General features: G+C 62.2%; 14 protein-coding genes and 1 pseudogene. 11 read left to right on the top strand and 4 right to left on the bottom strand.

What is annotated here, in order from left to right; genetic code table 11:
- Nucleotides 1-2: 2 nt before the first annotated feature.
- Both GEV39_RS24210 and GEV39_RS24205 read right to left on the bottom strand, forming a co-directional pair.
- Entirely contained in the window at nt 3-317 is a 315-nt protein-coding gene (locus GEV39_RS24210; protein ID WP_173891500.1) for a DUF2388 domain-containing protein, read from the bottom strand.
- A gap of 86 nt (nt 318-403) precedes the next feature.
- On the bottom strand, nt 404-2,077 hold the full coding sequence (locus GEV39_RS24205) for a GspE/PulE family protein (RefSeq protein WP_173891499.1): 1,674 nt from the start codon (nt 2,075-2,077) through the stop codon (nt 404-406).
- 378 nt (nt 2,078-2,455) lie between these two features.
- Between GEV39_RS24205 and GEV39_RS24200 the strand changes: the two genes are divergently transcribed.
- Nucleotides 2,456-2,929, top strand: coding sequence for an Lrp/AsnC family transcriptional regulator (locus GEV39_RS24200; protein ID WP_054905209.1), 474 nt, complete (start codon nt 2,456-2,458; stop codon nt 2,927-2,929).
- A 134-nt stretch (nt 2,930-3,063) separates the two neighbouring features.
- Here the strand turns inward: GEV39_RS24200 and GEV39_RS24195 are convergent, their stop codons facing one another.
- Nucleotides 3,064-4,431, bottom strand: coding sequence for a CYTH domain-containing protein (locus tag GEV39_RS24195; RefSeq protein ID WP_173891498.1), 1,368 nt, complete (start codon nt 4,429-4,431; stop codon nt 3,064-3,066).
- A 230-nt stretch (nt 4,432-4,661) separates the two neighbouring features.
- Between GEV39_RS24195 and argE the strand changes: the two genes are divergently transcribed.
- From argE to GEV39_RS24180, 3 genes and pseudogenes are all read left to right on the top strand, one after another.
- Nucleotides 4,662-5,804, top strand: coding sequence for an acetylornithine deacetylase (gene argE, locus GEV39_RS24190; RefSeq protein WP_173891497.1), 1,143 nt, complete (start codon nt 4,662-4,664; stop codon nt 5,802-5,804).
- Nucleotides 5,805-5,928: 124 nt separating this feature from the next.
- The gene (gene argA / locus GEV39_RS24185) at nt 5,929-7,227 is read left to right on the top strand and encodes an amino-acid N-acetyltransferase (RefSeq protein ID WP_173891496.1); all 1,299 of its coding nucleotides are present in this window, start codon (nt 5,929-5,931) and stop codon (nt 7,225-7,227) included.
- A gap of 269 nt (nt 7,228-7,496) precedes the next feature.
- Nucleotides 7,497-7,637 (top strand): annotated as a pseudogene (locus tag GEV39_RS24180) (amino-acid N-acetyltransferase); the annotation flags it as partial.
- Nucleotides 7,638-7,798: 161 nt separating this feature from the next.
- On the opposite strand, the gene GEV39_RS24175 reads toward GEV39_RS24180, so the two are convergent.
- Nucleotides 7,799-9,175, bottom strand: coding sequence for a glutamine synthetase family protein (locus GEV39_RS24175; protein WP_009681720.1), 1,377 nt, complete (start codon nt 9,173-9,175; stop codon nt 7,799-7,801).
- Between the two features lie 574 nt (nt 9,176-9,749).
- Between GEV39_RS24175 and GEV39_RS24170 the strand changes: the two genes are divergently transcribed.
- The 7 genes from GEV39_RS24170 to GEV39_RS24140 all read left to right on the top strand — a co-directional run bounded on the left by GEV39_RS24170 (nt 9,750) and on the right by GEV39_RS24140 (nt 18,060).
- Nucleotides 9,750-11,108 (top strand): glutamine synthetase family protein, encoded by a 1,359-nt coding sequence (locus GEV39_RS24170; RefSeq protein ID WP_009681719.1) that lies wholly within the window; start codon nt 9,750-9,752, stop codon nt 11,106-11,108.
- 48 nt (nt 11,109-11,156) lie between these two features.
- Complete coding sequence (locus tag GEV39_RS24165; protein WP_173891495.1) at nt 11,157-12,518, top strand: aspartate aminotransferase family protein; 1,362 nt, start codon at nt 11,157-11,159, stop codon at nt 12,516-12,518.
- Nucleotides 12,519-12,687: 169 nt separating this feature from the next.
- Entirely contained in the window at nt 12,688-13,785 is a 1,098-nt protein-coding gene (locus tag GEV39_RS24160) for a polyamine ABC transporter substrate-binding protein (RefSeq protein ID WP_009681717.1), read from the top strand.
- A 159-nt stretch (nt 13,786-13,944) separates the two neighbouring features.
- Nucleotides 13,945-15,039: a polyamine ABC transporter substrate-binding protein gene (locus GEV39_RS24155; protein WP_110679972.1), complete on the top strand. Its 1,095-nt coding sequence runs from the start codon at nt 13,945-13,947 to the stop codon at nt 15,037-15,039.
- Between the two features lie 71 nt (nt 15,040-15,110).
- Entirely contained in the window at nt 15,111-16,253 is a 1,143-nt protein-coding gene (gene potA / locus GEV39_RS24150; RefSeq protein ID WP_009681715.1) for a polyamine ABC transporter ATP-binding protein, read from the top strand.
- Nucleotides 16,250-17,170 (top strand): ABC transporter permease subunit, encoded by a 921-nt coding sequence (locus GEV39_RS24145; RefSeq protein WP_009681714.1) that lies wholly within the window; start codon nt 16,250-16,252, stop codon nt 17,168-17,170. Before potA ends, GEV39_RS24145 begins: the two co-directional genes overlap by 4 nt.
- Nucleotides 17,167-18,060 carry an ABC transporter permease subunit gene (locus GEV39_RS24140; RefSeq protein ID WP_054905162.1) on the top strand — a complete coding sequence of 298 codons (894 nt, stop codon included), beginning with the start codon at nt 17,167-17,169 and terminating at the stop codon, nt 18,058-18,060. The genes GEV39_RS24145 and GEV39_RS24140 overlap by 4 nt, the downstream gene beginning before the upstream one ends.
- The last annotated feature ends 346 nt before the right edge of the window (nt 18,061-18,406 follow it).

The raw sequence follows: 18,406 nt of genomic DNA, 5'->3' as shown, positions 1-18,406 counted from the left end.
TTTTACTCGGCTACCGCATTCTTGGCCAGGATGGCATTGGCCAGCTCCATGTCCGAGGCCTGCAGCCCCGGGTTCTCGGCCCGCGCCTGGTGCATGGCGGCTTCCAGGAACGGCCCACGGATCGCACCTTCGCTGGCAACGAAGCTGCTGGCGTCGTCCTGCGCGGCGAGGACAAGCTTGTGGTCCCGCGACGTCAGGTAGGTCGACCCAGTCGTTGCTCCGGAAGAAATCACGTTACGCCAAAAGGTATCAGCCATGGCCGAGCCCACAGGCAGCGAGAGCAGGGCAGCGGCGGCAACGGCAGTTTTGAGACGCATGTTGAAACACCTCGAAGGGTGGGGGTTGAAGATGCGCCGTTGGATCTTTTCCAATGGGGCAAGTTCCTGAATGCCCGGGCTTTTCGTCAGCCGCAGACGCGCATTACCTCATGCATGCAGGTCTGCCCAGTGGTCACCTTGGCCTCGCCACAACGACGAAGGTCCACCAGGCCATCGGCCAGGGCCTGTTGCCGCAGAACGGTCAGGTCGGCATCCCGGCCAATCAGCGCGCGCAGCTTGTCGCTGGGCTCGAGCAGTTCAAACAAACCGGTGCGGCCATGAAAGCCGGTGCCTCGGCAGGTACGGCAATGGGCGCAGGTATTCGCCTGGCAGTCCGGGCACAGGGTGCGCACCAGGCGCTGGGCCAGGACGCCGACCAGCGTCGCCTTGATCAGGTAGTCGGCCACGCCCAGTTCCTGCAAGCGGGTGATGGCCGCGCAGGCATCGTTGGTGTGCAGGGTAGACAGCACCAAATGCCCGGTCAGGGCGGCCTGTACCGCCACTAGGGCCGTTTCGCGGTCGCGAATTTCGCCGATCATGATGATGTCCGGGTCCTGACGCAGCAGGGCGCGTACCCCGGCGGCAAAACCAAGGTCCAGGGCGGGCTGCACCTGCAACTGGTTGAACGCCGGCTCCAGGCGCTCGATGGGGTCTTCGATGGTGCACAGGTTGACCTGTGGCGTGGCCAATAGCTTGAGGCTGGTATACAGCGTGCTGGTCTTGCCGGAGCCGGTGGGGCCGGTCACCAGGATGATGCCCTGGCGCTTGGCCAACAGGCGCTGCCACTGGGCCAGTTGCTGGCCTTGCAGGCCGAGGCGGTCGAAGCCCTCGTGCAGTTGCTGCGGGTCGAACAGGCGCAGCACCAGCTTTTCGCCGTAGGCGGTTGGCAGGGTCGACAACCGTAGCTCGACCTCACCGCCGCCGGGCAGGCGGCTGTGCAGGCGGCCGTCCTGCGGCCGGCGCTTTTGCGCCACATCCATGCGCCCCAGGTGCTTGAGGCGGCTGACCAGTGCCAAGGTCACGCCGGCAGGAAAGGCGTACACGTTATGCAGCAGGCCGTCGATGCGGTAGCGCAACTGGCCCTGATCGCGGCGGGGTTCCAGGTGAATGTCGCTGGCACGTTGTTCGATAGCGTACTGCAGCAACCAGTCGACGATGTGCACGATGTGCGCGTCGTCGGCGCTGGCTTCGGCCTGGCGCTTGCCCAGTTCCAGCAGTTGCTCGAGTTCGCCCAGGCCGGCGGCCTGCTGGTATTGCGCGCCTTTTACCGACTGGGCCAGGTGCTGGAACGACTGCCCTGCCTGGCGGATCTGCAACGGGCTGGCCAGCACCCGACGAATCGGCCGGCCCAGGCTGCGGGCCAGGTCGGCCTGCCAGTCGTTCTGGTAGGGCTCGGCACTGGCGACGGTAACGCCGAGGGCGTCGGCTGCGACGATGAGGATGCCGTGGCGCTGGGCGAAGGCCGGCGCGATCAGGCCGCTGACCTGGGGCAGGTCAAGCTGCATGGGGTCGATGCGCAGGTAAGGCTGGCCGACCTTGCGGGCCAGCCATTGGCAAAGGTGCTCAAGGTCCAGCTGCTGGCCAGGCTGTTGGCGGTGTTCCAGGCTGCAGGCGGCGATCTGTTCGAGCGGATGGCAAGCGGGGTGGGCGGCGGCGTGATCGAGCACGTGCTGGGTGTCGTTGGCGTGCAGGTGCTGGTCGGCGACCAGGGCGGCGAGCACGCGTTCAAGGTCGAGGGTCATTGTGTGCGGGCTATGCATGCTGGGCGTCCGTGCCTGATCGGGAATGTGCCGGTCAGGCTAGCCGGGCGGGGCGCGGGCATCACGGGGGAAGGGTTTCGGGGTTTTACACGTACGGTGTAGAGGCATTCCGCGAGGCTACAGGCCAATGCCAGTCAGTTAAGTAATTTGGGGCCGCTTTGCGACCCTTCGCGGGCACGCCCGCTCCCACAGGGGATTGCGCATTTCTTGAGTTCAGCGCCTAACGTGTGGGAGCGGGCGTGCCCGCGAAGGGCTGCAAAGCAGCCCCAGTAACGCTTAACTGACAGGCATTAGGCAGCCTTTATTCGCTATGATTTGACCATTTTGCCTGGCTGTCGAATTGAGCAATTCGTCAGCACCCACTATGGAGAAACAGCAATGCATAGCGAGCTGGACGCCTACGATCGGCGCATTCTTGAACTGCTGCAAGAGGACGCTTCGCTTTCCAGCGCGCAGATTGCCGAGCGTGTGGGCCTGTCACAGTCACCGTGCTGGCGGCGTATCCAGCGTTTGAAGGACGAGGGGGTGATTCGTGGGCAGGTGACCTTGCTCGACCGCAAGAAGATCGGCCTGAACACCCAGATATTCGCCGAGGTGAAGCTCAATGCCCACGGGCGCTCCAACTTCACCGAATTCACCGAGGCCATTCGCGGCTTCCCGGAGGTGCTGGAATGCTATGTGCTGATGGGCGCGGTGGATTTTTTGCTGCGCATCGTTACCTCGGATATCGAGGCCTATGAGCGGTTCTTCTTCGAAAAGCTGTCGAACGTGCCGGGAATTCAGGAAGTAAACTCGATTGTGGCGCTTTCAGAGATCAAGTCCACGACCAGCCTGCCGCTCAAGACCCGCTGACGTGGTTTCGTGTAGGAGCGGCCTTGCGTCGCGAAAGGGCCGCAAAGCGGCCCCGGCAGTATCTGCTTGAAGCGCAGATCCCGGGGGCGCTTCGCACCCCTTTCGCGAAGCAAGGCCGCTCCTACAGGGCCGTATCAGGCCTTGAGCAGGTGCTTCCAGCCACGGCTTTGGTCAACTGCCCGTGCCTGGTCGATGCGTGCTTCCAGCACTTCATCGCTGATCGGCAGTTCGGCCAGCTCATGCAGCTTCTTCAGGTCGCCATACAGGCGGTCCATCTGCGGTGCTTCCAGCACCTGGCGGGCGTGGTGCAGCCAGGCCAGCAGTTGTTCGATGCGCGGCAGTTGCTCAGCCAGGTCTTCGGGGCGCTGGGTGTACAGCGGCAGCTTCAGTGCACGGCCTTCTTCACCCAGCAAATGGCCCATCCAGCTGGCCAGCTGCGCCTTGCCCTGGCGTTCGCCACGGCCCTTGCGTTCTACCGTCCAGGCGCGGGCCAGCAGCCAGCGTGAGGTTTCCAGCGAGAACTGGCCCCAGCGCACGTCTTCCAGCTCTTCGGCAAACTGCTCGGGCGCGGCGCGGCGGATGTCTTCGTCGTCGTTACCGGCTTGCACCAGCGGGCGCCAGTCTTCCAGCAGGGCGTCGAGGCTGCTGCGCAGTTCACGGGTAGCGGCACGCGGTGCGGCCTGGCCCAGGCTGGCGGTCAACGCGCGCAGTTCGCTCAGGCACTCGACCCAGTCCTGCAACAGGCGCCAGTGGCCATTGTGGCGGTACTGCTCGGCCAGGCGCTGGCTGCTGCCCAGCAGTTGCCAGGCCAGGGCGGCGTAGGCGTCGTCAACGGCCATTTCCGCGTCCAGCTCGGCACCTGGCAGGCCCAGCTCATAGCTGTCTGGCTCCAGCAGGCGATAGCCGCGCTCGGCCTTGCTGATGTCGCACGGCATCAACGGCAGGCTGGCGGCCAGCTCGGCGGCCAGTTCCAGCAGTGCCTGCGGCTCACCTTCGCGCAGCTCCAGTTCCAGCTCGCAGATGGCTTCCTTGCGCTTGCCGGCGACCACGAAGCCTTGGTCCAGCGCGGCCTCGATCACCACCTTGCTTTTGCCACGGCCCCAGGCGATTTCGGCGAACTCGCGGGTGAAGTCCGTGGTGAACAGTGGCTTGATGGTCTTTTTGTCCAGGCCGGCCAGTTGTTCGGGCCAGCAGGTGGCATCGAGCTTTTTCAGGTCCAGCTTGGGCTTGTCCAGGTTCCACTCGTACTCATTGCGCTCCGACAGGCCCGCTACGCTCTGGCCGCGGCACTTGAGGGTCTGGATGACCACATCGCCATCGCGACGCAGGCGCAGGGCCACGCGGGCAGCAGACAGCTCACGCTCGGCAGTGTCGAAGTACTGGTTGGTCAGTTCGCGGGTCTGCCAGCCGGACTTGTTGCGCTTTTTCAGCAGAGGGTGCTCGCGCAGGGCGGCAAGGGTCTCGCGGCTGGCGCGTAGCTTGAGTTCGGTTTCTTTGTGCATCACAGACTCGAAGGAGGGGGCGTGGTTGGCAAGGAGTTTACAGCAGTCGGCTGTGATCTGTTGGATCGTGGTGGCTTCTTCGCGGGCTCGCCCGCTCCCACAGGCAAAGCGCAGCCCTTGAAGGCATTGAAATCCCTGTGGGAGCGGGCAAGCCCGCGAAGAAGCCCACACGGTTGCCCTGCGAACGAATGGCATTGCTATGATGGGCAACGCTTCCGAGGAGTACGCGCATGCCGTTGCCGACGCTGAAAGACCAGTTTGCCGCCTTGATCGCTGCGCCTTCGGTCAGTTGCACCCAACCGGCGCTGGACCAGTCCAATCGTCAGGTCATCGACCTGCTGGCCGGCTGGCTGGGCGACCTTGGCTTCAAATGCGATATCCAGCAGGTCAGCCCCGGCAAGTTCAACCTGCTGGCCAGCCGCGGCACAGGCCCGGGCGGCCTGGTGCTGGCGGGGCACAGCGACACCGTGCCCTACGACGAACAACTGTGGCGCAGTGACCCGCTGAAGCTGACAGAGACCGATGGACGCTGGGTTGGCCTGGGCAGTTGCGACATGAAAGGCTTCTTTGCCCTGATCATCGAAGCCGTCATTCCGCTGCTGGAGCACGATTTCAAGCAGCCCCTGCTGATCCTCGCCACCTGTGACGAAGAAAGCTCCATGTCTGGTGCCCGCGCCCTGGCCGAGGCTGGCCAGCCGTTGGGGCGAGCGGCGGTGATCGGCGAACCGACCGGGCTGCGGCCGATCCGCATGCACAAGGGCATCCTCATGGAGCGCATCGATATCCTGGGGCGCAGCGGCCATTCCTCGGACCCAAGCCTGGGCCACAGCGCCATGGAGGCCATGCACGCGGTCATGGGCGAGCTGATGGGCCTGCGCCAGCAATGGCAGCAAACCTACCGCAACCCACAGTTCAGCGTGCCCACCCCGACCATGAACTTTGGCTGCATCCACGGCGGCGACAACCCAAACCGTATCTGCGGCCAGTGCGCACTGGAGTTCGACCTTAGGCCTTTGCCGGGCATGGATGCCGAGCAGTTGCGGGCGGCCATCCGCGAGAAACTGCAGCCGCTGGCCGAGCGCCACGAGGTCCGTATCGACTACGCACCGCTGTTCCCGGAGGTGCCGCCGTTCGAGCAGGCGGCCGACGCCGAGCTGGTGCAGGTAGCCGAACGCCTGACCGGCCATCGCGCCGAAGCGGTGGCGTTCGGCACCGAAGCACCTTATCTTCAGCAGCTGGGTTGCCAGACTATCGTGTTGGGCCCCGGCGACATCGCCTGCGCCCACCAGCCCGGCGAATACCTTGAAATGTCACGAATCGAGCCTACCGTGCGTCTATTGCGTGACCTGATCCGGCACTATTGCCTGCACTAAACGTCAATCGTACTGATTCGTTCCTGCCTAGAGGAGACCGCGCGTGACCGCAAGCCTGTTCCGACGATGATCCTGAACGCCCCGTGTATCGCCGTTCTCCGTCCACTTATTCACAGGCCCTGTCATGCCCGATTACGTCAACTGGCTGCGTCATGCCTCCCCGTACATCAATGCCCATCGCGACTGCACCTTCGTGGTCATGCTGCCTGGCGATGGGGTAGAGCACCCCAACTTCGGCAATATCGTCCACGACCTGGTGCTGCTGCACAGCCTTGGCGTGCGCCTGGTACTGGTGCACGGCTCGCGCCCGCAGATCGAAAGCCGTCTGGCTGAGCGCGGCCTGACGCCGCATTACCACCGCGGCCTGCGCATCACCGATGCCGCCACCCTGGACTGCGTGATCGACGCTGTCGGCGCCCTGCGCCTGGCCATCGAGGCGCGCCTGTCGATGGACATCGCGGCCTCGCCGATGCAGGGCTCGCGCCTGCGCGTGGCGTCCGGCAACCTGGTCACCGCACGGCCGATCGGTGTGCTCGAAGGGGTGGACTACCACCACACCGGCGAAGTGCGCCGGGTCGACCGCAAGGGCATCAGCCGCCTGCTCGACGAGCGCTCCATCGTGCTGTTGTCGCCTTTGGGCTACTCACCCACCGGTGAGATCTTCAACCTGGCCTGCGAGGACGTCGCTACCCGCGCGGCCATCGACCTGGGTGCCGACAAGCTGCTGCTGTTCGGCGCCGAGCCAGGTTTGCTGGACGCAGACGGCAAGCTGATACGCGAGCTGCGCCCACAACAGGTGGCCCCGCACCTGCAGCGGCTGGGCAGCGATTATCAGGGCGAGTTGCTGGATGCTGCGGCTGAAGCCTGCAAAGGCGGTGTGGCGCGCAGCCACATCGTCAGTTATGCCGAAGACGGCGCCCTGCTGACCGAGCTGTTCACCCGCGGCGGGGGTGGCACGCTGGTGTCGCAGGAGCAGTTCGAGGTGGTGCGCGAGGCGACCATCGAAGACGTCGGTGGCTTGCTCGACCTGATCAGCCCGCTGGAAGAGCAGGGCATCCTGGTGCGTCGCTCGCGCGAGGTGCTGGAACGTGAGATCGAGCAATTCAGTGTGGTCGAGCGCGAAGGTATGATCATCGCCTGTGCGGCGCTGTACCCGATTGCTGATTCCGAGGCCGGCGAGCTGGCGTGCCTGGCGGTCAACCCGGAGTACCGCCATGGTGGGCGGGGCGACGAATTGCTGGAGCGCATCGAGAGCCGTGCGCGGCAAATGGGCTTGACTACCCTGTTCGTGCTTACTACTCGTACTGCGCACTGGTTCCGCGAACGTGGCTTTGCGCCGAGTGGCGTGGAGCGTCTGCCGGCAGCGCGGGCTTCGCTGTACAACTACCAGCGTAATTCGAAGATTTTCGAGAAGTCTTTGTAAACCTGTACCGGCCCTATCGCCGGCAAGCCGACTCCCACAGGGAAAGCGCCAGCCCTGAAGGTTGTGCAGTACCTGTGGGAGCTGGCTTGCCGGCGATAGGGCCGCAAAGCGGCCCCGGCAATCTCAGCGTGTTACAGAACATATTGGGGGCGCTTCGCACCTTTTTCGCGACAAAAGGCCGCTCCCGCAATGGGGGCGGCGTTTTGTTTACACGGTATGCAGGTGCCAGTTGTATTCAGTGTGGTCGAGCGCGAAGGCATGATCATCGCCTGTTCGTGCTTACTACCCGTACTGCGCACTGGTTTCGCGAACGTGGCTTTGCGCCGAGTGGCGTGGAGCGGCTGCCGGCAGCGCGGGCTTCGCTGTACAACTACCAGCGTAATTCGAAGATTTTCGAGAAGTCTTTGTAAACCTGTACCGGCCCTATCGCCGGCAAGCCGGCTCCCACAGGGAAAGCGCCAGCCCTGAAGGTTGTGCAGTACCTGTGGGAGCTGGCTTGCCGGCGATAGGGCCGCAAAGCGGCCCCGGCAATCTCAGCGTGTTACAGAACATCTTGGCGGCGGCGTTTTGTTTACACGGTATGCAGGTACCAGTTGTACTCGAGGTCGGAGATCGAGTGTTCAAACTCCTCCAGCTCGCTCTCCTTGCACGCGACGAAGATGTCGATGTACTTCGGATCGATGTACTTGTTCAGAATCTCGCTGTCGTCCAGCTCACGCAGGGCATCGCGCAGGTTGTTCGGCAAGCTCTGCTCAAGTTGCTCGTACGAGTTGCCTTCGATCGGCGCGCCAGGCTCGATCTGGTTGGTCAGGCCGTGGTGCACGCCCGCCAGCACGGCAGCCATCATCAGGTACGGGTTGGCGTCGGCCCCGGCCACGCGGTGCTCGATGCGCACGGCATCGGCCGAGCCGGTCGGTACGCGCAACGCCACGGTACGGTTGTCCAGGCCCCAGCTTGGCGCGTTCGGTACGTAGAACTGCGCACCGAAACGGCGGTAGGAGTTGACGTTCGGGCAGAGGAACGCCATGGACGCTGGCAGGGTCTCGAGCACACCGCCGACAGCGTGACGTAGCGCGGCGTTCTGCTCGGGATCCTCGCTGGTGAAGATGTTGTTGCCATCTTTGTCCAGCACGGAAATGTGTACATGCAGGCCGTTGCCCGCCTGGCCCGGGTAGGGCTTGGCCATGAAGGTGGTGTCCATTTCATGGTCGTACGCAATGTTCTTGATCAAGCGCTTGAGCAGTACCGCGTAGTCGCAGGCCTTGAGCGGGTCTGGCACGTGGTGCAGGTTGACTTCGAACTGCGCCGGGGCGCTTTCCTTGACGATGGCGTCGGCCGGGATGCCTTGTTCCTTTGCGCCTTCGAGGATGTCCTGCAGGCAGTCGGCATATTCGTCGAGGTCGTCGATCAGGTACACCTGGGTCGACTGCGGGCGTTTGCCCGAGATTGGCGAGCGCGGTGGCTGTGGGCGGCCGTTCACGTTCTCCTGGTCGATCAGGTAGAACTCCAGCTCGAACGCGGCGCAGATGGTCAGGCCCATGTCGGTGAACTTGCTCACCACCTGGCGCAGCACTTCGCGCGGGTCGGCGAAGAACGGCTCGCCTTCCAGCTCGTGCATGGTCATCAGCAGCTGGGCAGTGGGGCGCTTTTGCCACGGTTCGTTACAGAGTGTGTCTGGGATCGGATAGCAGATGCGGTCGGCATCGCCGATATCCAGGCCCAGGCCAGTGCTTTCGACGGTGGAACCGTTGATGTCGAGGGCGAAGAGGGAGGCCGGCAAGTTGATGCCTTTCTCGTAAACCTTGTGGAGGCTGGTGCGCTCTATGCGCTTGCCGCGCACCACACCATTCATATCTGCAATCAGAAGGTCAACGTAGAGAACCTCAGGATGTTCCTTAAGGAACGCGTTCGCTTCGTTAAGCTGAACGGCACGCGGGGGTACCGACATGATGCAACACCTTTGTTGTTAAAAATATCAATCAAGGGGGGCTTGCAAGACCAGTCAACCGAAAAGCCATACTGATGTCAAGCCAACCCCATGATGCCCTGAAATGGCCCATCTACGGCAGATTTGCTGCAAATCGGGGCATGGCATTATCCGCTATTTCCGCGGTAAAGAGCTATCTCAAGCGTGCCGTGTTTTATTTTTTACGCGGGTGTTGTGTAAAAAAATGAACAAGGCTAAGCTCGGTCTCAACCCAGAACACAATAATACGAGGGTCACATGGTCCGCTTGCCGCGACCTGAAAGCACTGCGTGCGCAGTGCCATCGGGTATCTCCGCCGTTCATGCAAGCTGCGTCGCTGTTGCTGCCGCCCTGGCCGCAATAATTGACGTTTGGCGTTCCCGGACCTGCCCTCGCAGCGGCTTGCCGCCCTTCGTTTCATCTTCCTGCCTTTTGAACTCATTTCGGATACAGCTGATTTCAGTGTATCCACTGTGGCTCTGCGCGGGGGTTTTTGCTTTAGCAATCTTCTCCATCCAGAATCAAGTCGCGGACCACCTTACCTCCTGAGGTATTTATGAGTAACAACCTCGACCAGCTCACCGATTGGTTGAAAGAGCACAAGATCACCGAAGTCGAATGCATGATCAGTGACCTGACCGGCATCACGCGCGGCAAGATTTCGCCTACCAACAAATTCATCGCCGAAAAGGGCATGCGCCTGCCCGAGAGTGTGCTGCTGCAGACCGTGACCGGCGACTACGTCGACGACGACATCTATTACGAATTGCTCGACCCGGCGGATATCGACATGATCTGCCGCCCTGACGAGAACGCCGTGTTCCTCGTGCCGTGGGCCATCGAGCCCACCGCGCAGGTGATCCACGACACCTACGACAAGAAGGGCAACCCGGTCGAACTGTCGCCGCGCAACGTGCTGAAGAAAGTACTCAAGCTCTACGCCGACAAGGGCTGGCAGCCGATCGTCGCGCCGGAAATGGAGTTTTACCTCACCAAGCGCAGTGAAGACCCGGACTTCCCGCTGCAACCGCCGGTAGGCCGTTCCGGTCGCCCGGAAACCGGCCGACAGTCGTTCTCGATCGAAGCGGCGAACGAATTCGACCCGTTGTTCGAAGACGTGTACGACTGGTGCGAGCTGCAGCAACTGGACCTCGACACGCTGATCCACGAAGACGGCACGGCGCAGATGGAAATCAACTTCCGTCATGGCGACGCCCTGCACCTGGCCGACCAGATCCTGGTGTTCAAGCGCACCATGCGCGAAGCAGCGCTCAAGCACAACGTGGCGGCCACCTTCATGGCCAAGCCGATGACCGGCGAGCCGGGCAGTGCCATGCACCTGCACCAGAGCGTGGTCGACGTGGCCACGGGCAAGAACATCTTCAGCAATGCAGACGGCAGCATGAGTGAACTGTTCCTGCACCACATTGGCGGCTTGCAGAAGTTCATCCCCGAGGCGCTGCCGCTGTTCGCCCCCAACGTCAATTCCTTCCGCCGCTTCCTGCCCGACACATCGGCGCCGGTCAACGTGGAATGGGGCGAAGAAAACCGCACCGTCGGTTTGCGTGTACCGGATGCCGGCCCGCAGAGCCGCCGGGTCGAGAACCGCCTGCCGGGCGCTGACGCCAACCCCTACCTGGCCATCGCCGCCAGCCTGCTGTGTGGCTACATCGGCATGGTCGAAGGTATCGAAGCCAGTGCGCCGGTGCAGGGCCGTGGTTACGAACGGCGCAACCTGCGCCTGCCGCTGACCATCGAAGATGCCCTGGAGCGCATGGAGAACAGCCGCGCGCTGGTGCAGTACCTGGGCAAGAAATTCATTACCGGCTATGTCGCCACCAAGCGCGCCGAGCACGAGAACTTCAAACGTGTAATCAGCTCCTGGGAGCGTGAGTTCCTGCTGTTTGCTGTCTGATCAACCCTGGCGCCGCAGGTGCGCGGCGGCCGAACTACGGAGAAGCCCATGAGCGTCAACAACCCGCAAACCCGTGAATGGCAAGCCCTGAGCGGGGAGCATCACCTGGCACCTTTCAGCGACTACAAGCAGCTGAAAGAGAAGGGGCCACGCATCATCACCAAGGCCCAGGGTGTGCATTTGTGGGACAGCGAGGGGCACAAGATTCTCGATGGCATGGCCGGCCTGTGGTGCGTGGCCGTGGGCTATGGCCGCGAAGAGCTGGTGCAGGCGGCAGAGAAGCAGATGCGTGAACTGCCGTACTACAACCTGTTCTTCCAGACCGCCCACCCGCCGGCGCTGGAGCTGGCCAAGGCGATCACCGAGGTGGCGCCGCAAGGCATGACCCATGTGTTCTTCACCGGCTCCGGCTCCGAGGGCAACGACACGGTGCTGCGTATGGTTCGCCATTACTGGGCGCTGCAGGGCAAGCCGCAGAAGCAGACCATCATCAGCCGCATCAACGGTTACCACGGTTCGACCGTCGCCGGCGCGAGCCTGGGTGGCATGAGCGGCATGCACGAGCAGGGTGGCCTGCCGATTCCGGGCATCGTGCACATCCCGCAGCCGTACTGGTTCGGCGAAGGCGGCGACATGACGGCGGACGAATTCGGGGTGTGGGCTGCCGAACAGCTGGAGCAGAAAATTCTGGAGGTCGGCGAGGACAACGTTGCCGCGTTCATCGCCGAGCCCATCCAGGGGGCCGGCGGCGTGATCATCCCACCTGAGACCTACTGGCCGAAGGTGAAGGAGATTCTGGCCCGTTACGACATTCTGTTCGTCGCCGACGAAGTGATCTGCGGGTTCGGCCGGACCGGCGAGTGGTTCGGTTCCGACTACTACGGGCTGCAGCCCGACCTGATGACCATCGCCAAGGGCCTGACCTCCGGGTACATCCCCATGGGCGGGGTGATCGTGCGGGACAGCGTCGCCAAGGTCATCAGCGAAGGGGGTGAGTTCAACCACGGTTTCACCTATTCGGGCCACCCGGTGGCCGCCGCCGTAGGCCTGGAAAACCTGCGCATACTGCGCGACGAGCACATCGTCGAGAAGGCGCGCACGGAAGCGGCACCGTATTTGCAAAAGCGTTTGCGTGAGCTGCAGGACCACCCGCTGGTGGGCGAGGTACGCGGCCTGGGCCTGCTCGGCGCGATCGAGCTGGTGAAGGACAAGGCCACCCGCAGCCGTTACGAAGGCAAGGGTGTGGGCATGATCTGCCGCAACTTCTGTTTCGAAAACGGCCTGATCATGCGCGCTGTGGGTGACACCATGATCATCGCGCCGCCGCTGGTGATCAGCCATGCAGAGATTGATGAGCTGGTAGAAAAGGCGCGCAAATGCCTGGACCTGACACTCGAAGCGATTCGGTGAGCGTTTGCTAGGCTAGCGAAGTGACATTAAGTCGTTACCAGGCCCTGCTTTCCTTGATACAGGGCCCGGTAACTTGCCAGACTAGCGACTGTTTCAGTCGCCGCACGCTCTGCACCGTGGGTTCTGGCAGCTGAACGGAAGGCTAAACAAAAATTCTGGAGCATTACGCATGAAGAAAATGGGCAAGACGTTGCTGGCCGCCGCCCTGATGGGCGCCATGGCCTCCGCTGTTCAGGCTGAAGACAAGGTGTTGAACGTCTACAACTGGTCGGACTACATCGCTCCGGACACCATCGCCAAGTTCGAAAAGCAGACAGGCATCAAGGTCAAGTACGACGTCTTCGACAGCAACGAAACCCTCGAGGCCAAGTTGCTGGCTGGCAAGTCGGGCTACGACATCGTGGTGCCATCCAACAACTTCCTGGCCAAGCAGATCAAGGCTGGCGTGTACGAAGAGCTGGACCGCTCCAAACTGCCGAACTGGAAAAACCTCGACCCCGACCTGCTCAAGGCCGTGGGCGATGCCAGTGACAAGGGCAACAAGCACGCCTTCCCGTACATGTGGGGCTCGATCGGCATCGGCTACAACCCCGAGAAGGTCAAGGCCGCGCTGGGTGTCGACAAGATCGACTCGTGGGACGTGGTGTTCAAGCCTGAGAACATCGCCAAGCTCAAAAGCTGCGGCGTGAGCTTCCTCGACGCGCCGACCGAAATGCTGCCGGCCGCGCTGCACTACCTGGGCCTGCCGACCGACAGCACCAAGAAAGATGACCTGAAGGCCGCCGAGGACCTGTTCCTCAAGATCCGCCCTTCGATCACCTACTTCCACTCGTCCAAGTACATTGGCGACATGGCCAACGGCAACATCTGCGTGGCCGTTGGCTACTCGGGTGACCTGGAGCAGTCCAAGGCCCGTGCCCATGAAGCCGGCGACAAGGTCAAAGTGGACTACGTGATTCCGAAAGAGGGCGCCGGTACTTTCTACGACATGGTCGCCATCCCCAAGGATGCCGAGCATAAAGACGCTGCCTACCAGTTCATGAACTTCCTGATGCAGCCGGAAATCATGGCTGAAATCACCAACGCCGTGCGCTTCCCGAACGGTAACCAGGCCGCGACCCCGTTGGTCGACAAAGACATCACCAGCGACCCGAGCATCTACCCGCCTGCCGACGTGAAGAAAAAGCTGTACGCGATCGCCGCGCCTGATGCTTCGGTACAGCGTGTGATCACCCGCAGCTGGACCAAGATCAAATCGGGCAAATAAGCCTGGTGGCAGTACCTCCGGGCCGGTAAATGCCGGCCCAGAGGCTTTGAAAGGCAATTGTTCATTGCGGCATCGAAGCTGCGAAGGTAAGTTGCGCGCCGGTTTTGCGTGTGCGGCAGCATTGTCGCTACCCAGGCACTGATTGTGAGGACCACCCACTTGTCTATTTCTGTATTCCGCAAGGCCTTGCTGGCCGGCGCGGGCCTGACGCTGGCATGCAGCGTCCAAGCGGCGCCAACGGTGCACTTCTATAACTGGTCCGACTACATCGGCCCGACCACACTCGCGGACTTCGAGAAAGCCACGGGCATCAAGCCCGTGCAGGATGTGTTCGACTCCAACGAAACCCTGGAAGGCAAGCTGCTGGCCGGTAATACCGGCTATGACGTGGTGGTGCCGTCCAACCATTTCCTCGGCAAGCAGATCAAGGCGGGCGCGTTCCAGAAGCTCGACAAAAGCCTGCTGCCCAACTATTCGAACCTGGACCCGGCGCTGATGAAGCGCCTGGAAAAGAACGACCCGGGCAACCAGTACGCGGTGCCTTACCTGTGGGGCACCAACGGCATCGGCTACAACGTCGACAAGGTGAAAGCCGCGCTAGGCGTGGACACCATCGACTCGTGGGCCGTGTTGTTCGAGCCCGAGAACATGAAGAAGCTGTCCAAGTGCGGGGTAGCCTTCCTCGACTCGGCGGACGAAATGCTCCCGGCGGTGCTTAACTACATGGGCCTGAACCCCAACAGTACCAACCCCAAGGATTACGCCAAGGCCGAGCAGAAGCTGCTGGCCGTGCGCCCTTACGTGACCTACTTCCATTCGTCCAAGTACATCACCGACCTGGCCAATGGCGACATCTGCGTCGCGGCGGGCTTCTCGGGTGATGTGTTCCAGGCCAAGGCCCGCGCTGAAGAAGCGAAAAAGGGCGTGAACCTGGCTTACGCCATCCCCAAGGAAGGCGGCAACCTCTGGTTCGATGTACTGGCGATTCCCAAGGACGCCAGGAACGTCAAAGAGGCGCACGCCTTCATCAACTATTTGCTGAAACCTGAGGTTATCGCCCAGGTCAGTGATTACGTCGGTTACGCCAACCCGAACCCCAAGGCTGGCGACCTGATGGACCAGGCCGTGAGGACTGACGCCGCGGTTTACCCACCGCAGGAAGTGCTGGACAAGATGTTCGTCAATTCAGAGTTGCCACCCAAGGTGCAACGGCTGATGACCCGCAGCTGGACCAAGGTCAAGTCGGGCAAGTAACAATCCAGACCCGCGCCGGCGCCTGCCAGGCAGGCCGCGCGGGCACAAAAATCTTGTTGGGAGTTTCACTCATGGCAGTTGCCTCCGGTGCCTATAAAAAAGCCCTCGAGGGTGGCCAGCAACCCAAGCAGGTGCTGGTCAAGATCGACCGGGTCACGAAAAAATTCGACGAAACCGTAGCCGTGGACGATGTGTCCCTGGAAATCCGCAAGGGCGAGATCTTCGCCCTGCTCGGTGGCTCCGGTTCCGGCAAGTCCACCTTGCTGCGCATGCTGGCAGGCTTCGAACGCCCGACCGAAGGGCGGATCTACCTCGATGGCGTCGACATCACCGACATGCCGCCGTACGAGCGGCCGATCAACATGATGTTCCAGTCGTACGCCTTGTTCCCGCACATGAGCGTGGCGCAGAACATCGCGTTCGGCCTGCAGCAGGATAAAATGCCCAAGGCCGAGATCGACGCCCGCGTGGCCGAGATGCTCAAGCTGGTGCACATGACCCAGTACGCCAAGCGCAAGCCGCACCAGCTGTCTGGCGGCCAGCGCCAGCGCGTGGCCCTGGCCCGCTCGCTGGCCAAGCGCCCGAAGCTGCTGCTGCTTGACGAGCCTATGGGTGCGCTGGACAAGAAACTGCGCTCGCAGATGCAGCTGGAACTGGTCGAGATCATCGAGCGCGTGGGGGTGACCTGCGTGATGGTGACCCACGACCAGGAAGAGGCCATGACCATGGCCCAGCGCATCGCCATCATGCACCTGGGCTGGATTGCCCAGATCGGCTCGCCGGTCGATATCTACGAAACGCCTACCAGCCGCCTGGTGTGTGAGTTCATCGGCAACGTCAACCTGTTCGAAGGCGATGTGGTCGATGACGCCGAGGGCTACGCGATCATTGCCAGCCCGGAACTGGAGCGCAAGATCTACGTTGGCCACGGCATCACCACCTCGGTGGAAGACAAGCACATCACCTATGCCCTGCGCCCGGAGAAACTGCTGGTGACCACCAAGCAGCCGGAGTTCGAGCACAACTGGTCGCGTGGCAAGGTGCACGATATCGCCTACCTGGGTGGCCACTCGGTGTTCTACGTCGAGCTGCCCAGCGGCAAGGTGGTCCAGTCGTTCGTCGCCAACGCCGAGCGCCAGGGCGCGCGGCCGACCTGGGGCGATGAAGTGTATGTGTGGTGGGAAGACGACAGCGGCGTGGTACTGCGGTCATGAAACTGCGCAAGCTCAAGCGAGCCTTCCAGCGCATAACCCCGGAGGGGCGGCACCTGGTGATCGGCGTGCCGTTCATCTGGCTGTTCCTGTTCTTCATGCTGCCGTTCTTCATCGTGCTGAAGATCAGCTTCGCCGAAGCCGACGTGGCGATCCCGCCCTACACCGAGATCTACACCTACGTCGAAGACAAGATCCAGCTGGTCCTGAACCTGGCCAACTACGGCTTGTTGACCGAGGATGAGCTGTATATTTCCGCTTACCTGGGTTCGCTGAAAATGGCGTTCTTCAGCACCCTGCTGTGCCTGCTGATCGGCTACCCGATGGCCTACGCCATTGCCAACGCCAAGAAGGAAACGCAGACGGTCCTGCTGTTGCTGATCATGATGCCGACCTGGACGGCGATCCTGATCCGCGTCTACGCCTGGATGGGCATTCTCAGCAACAACGGGCTGCTCAATGGCTTCCTGATGTGGACGGGGCTGATCGACCAGCCGTTGCAGATCCTCAACACCAACCTGGCGGTGTACATCGGCGTGGTCTATTCGTACCTGCCGTTCATGATCCTGCCGCTGTTCGCCAACCTGGTAAAGCACGACCCGTCGCTGCTGGAGGCCGCTTCGGACCTGGGTTCGAGTACCTTCAACAGCTTCTGGAAGATCACCGTGCCGCTGTCGAAGAACGGCATCATTGCCGGCTGCATGCTGGTGTTCATCCCGGTGGTGGGCGAGTTCGTCATCCCCGAGCTGCTCGGCGGCCCGGAAACCCTGATGATCGGCAAGGTGCTGTGGCAAGAGTTCTTCAACAACCGTGACTGGCCGGTGGCTTCTGCCCTGGCGGTAGTGATGCTGGCGATCCTGATCGTGCCCATCCTGCTGTTCAACCGTAGCCAGGCCAAAGAGATGGAGGGCCGCGCATGAAACGCTTCAGTTTCTCCAAGCTGATGCTGGTGCTGGGCTTGCTGTTCATCTACCTGCCGATGCTGATCCTGGTGATCTACTCGTTCAACGCCTCCAAGCTGGTGACGGTGTGGGGCGGCTGGTCGGTGAAGTGGTATGTCGGCCTGCTCGACAACACCCAACTGATGGGTTCGGTGATGCGCTCGCTGGAAATTGCCTGCTACACGGCGGTGGCAGCGGTGGCGCTGGGTACCCTGGCCGCGTTCGTGCTGACCCGCGTCACCCGCTTCAAGGGCCGCACGCTGTTCGGCGGCCTGGTCACCGCACCGTTGGTGATGCCCGAGGTGATCACTGGCCTGTCGCTGTTGCTGCTGTTCGTGGCCATGGCGCAAATGATCGGCTGGCCGCAGGAGCGCGGCATCGTCACCATCTGGATCGCCCATACCACGTTCTGCGCCGCGTATGTGGCGGTGGTGGTATCGGCGCGCCTGCGTGAGCTGGACTTGTCGATCGAGGAAGCGGCGATGGACCTGGGTGCCAAGCCGTGGAAGGTGTTCTTCCTGATCACCATCCCGATGATCGCGCCATCGCTGGCGGCGGGCGGCATGATGTCGTTCGCCCTGTCGCTGGACGACCTGGTATTGGCCAGCTTCGTTTCCGGGCCTGGCTCGACCACCTTGCCGATGGAGGTGTTCTCGGCGGTGCGCCTGGGTGTGAAACCCGAGATCAACGCCGTGGCCAGCCTGATTCTGCTGTCGGTGTCGCTGGTGACCTTCTTTGTCTGGTTCTTCAGCCGCCGTGCCGAAGAGAACCGCCGCCGGGCGATTCAGCAGGCGATCGAAGAGGGGGCAGCAGCGAACGCTTCACAGCCGCAGGTCAAGCGCCCGACGCAAGTGGCGGCTTCGGCCTGATCCGGCCCTTTCGCGGGCTTGCCCGCTCCCACAGGTACAGCGAAGTCTCAAGGTCTGCGCTGTACCTGTGGGAGCGGGCAAGCCCGCGAAGAGGCCCTGATGGCGTACGACTTTTCATCAACCTGAGCCCAAAGCTTCAATCGGCGCTGCTTGGGAATTATCCTACGAGCCGCGTGGAAGCTGCTCTGTTGTAGGGGAAATGCCCCAGGGCTAACGTCGTTGGGTCGCCATTCATGGTGATCGGGTGTGAGAACCCGAACGATGTTGAACGGGCTTCCAGTCATGGCAGCCTACGTGGGCAGGCTTCGGCCTGGCCGGGTTCAATGTCCTCGGTTTCTCACCCCGC

Source organism: Pseudomonas sp. NY5710, from assembly GCF_013305665.1.
GTDB classification, from domain to species: domain Bacteria; phylum Pseudomonadota; class Gammaproteobacteria; order Pseudomonadales; family Pseudomonadaceae; genus Aquipseudomonas; species Aquipseudomonas juntendi.
This window is presented reverse-complemented; position numbering and strand designations above follow the sequence as displayed.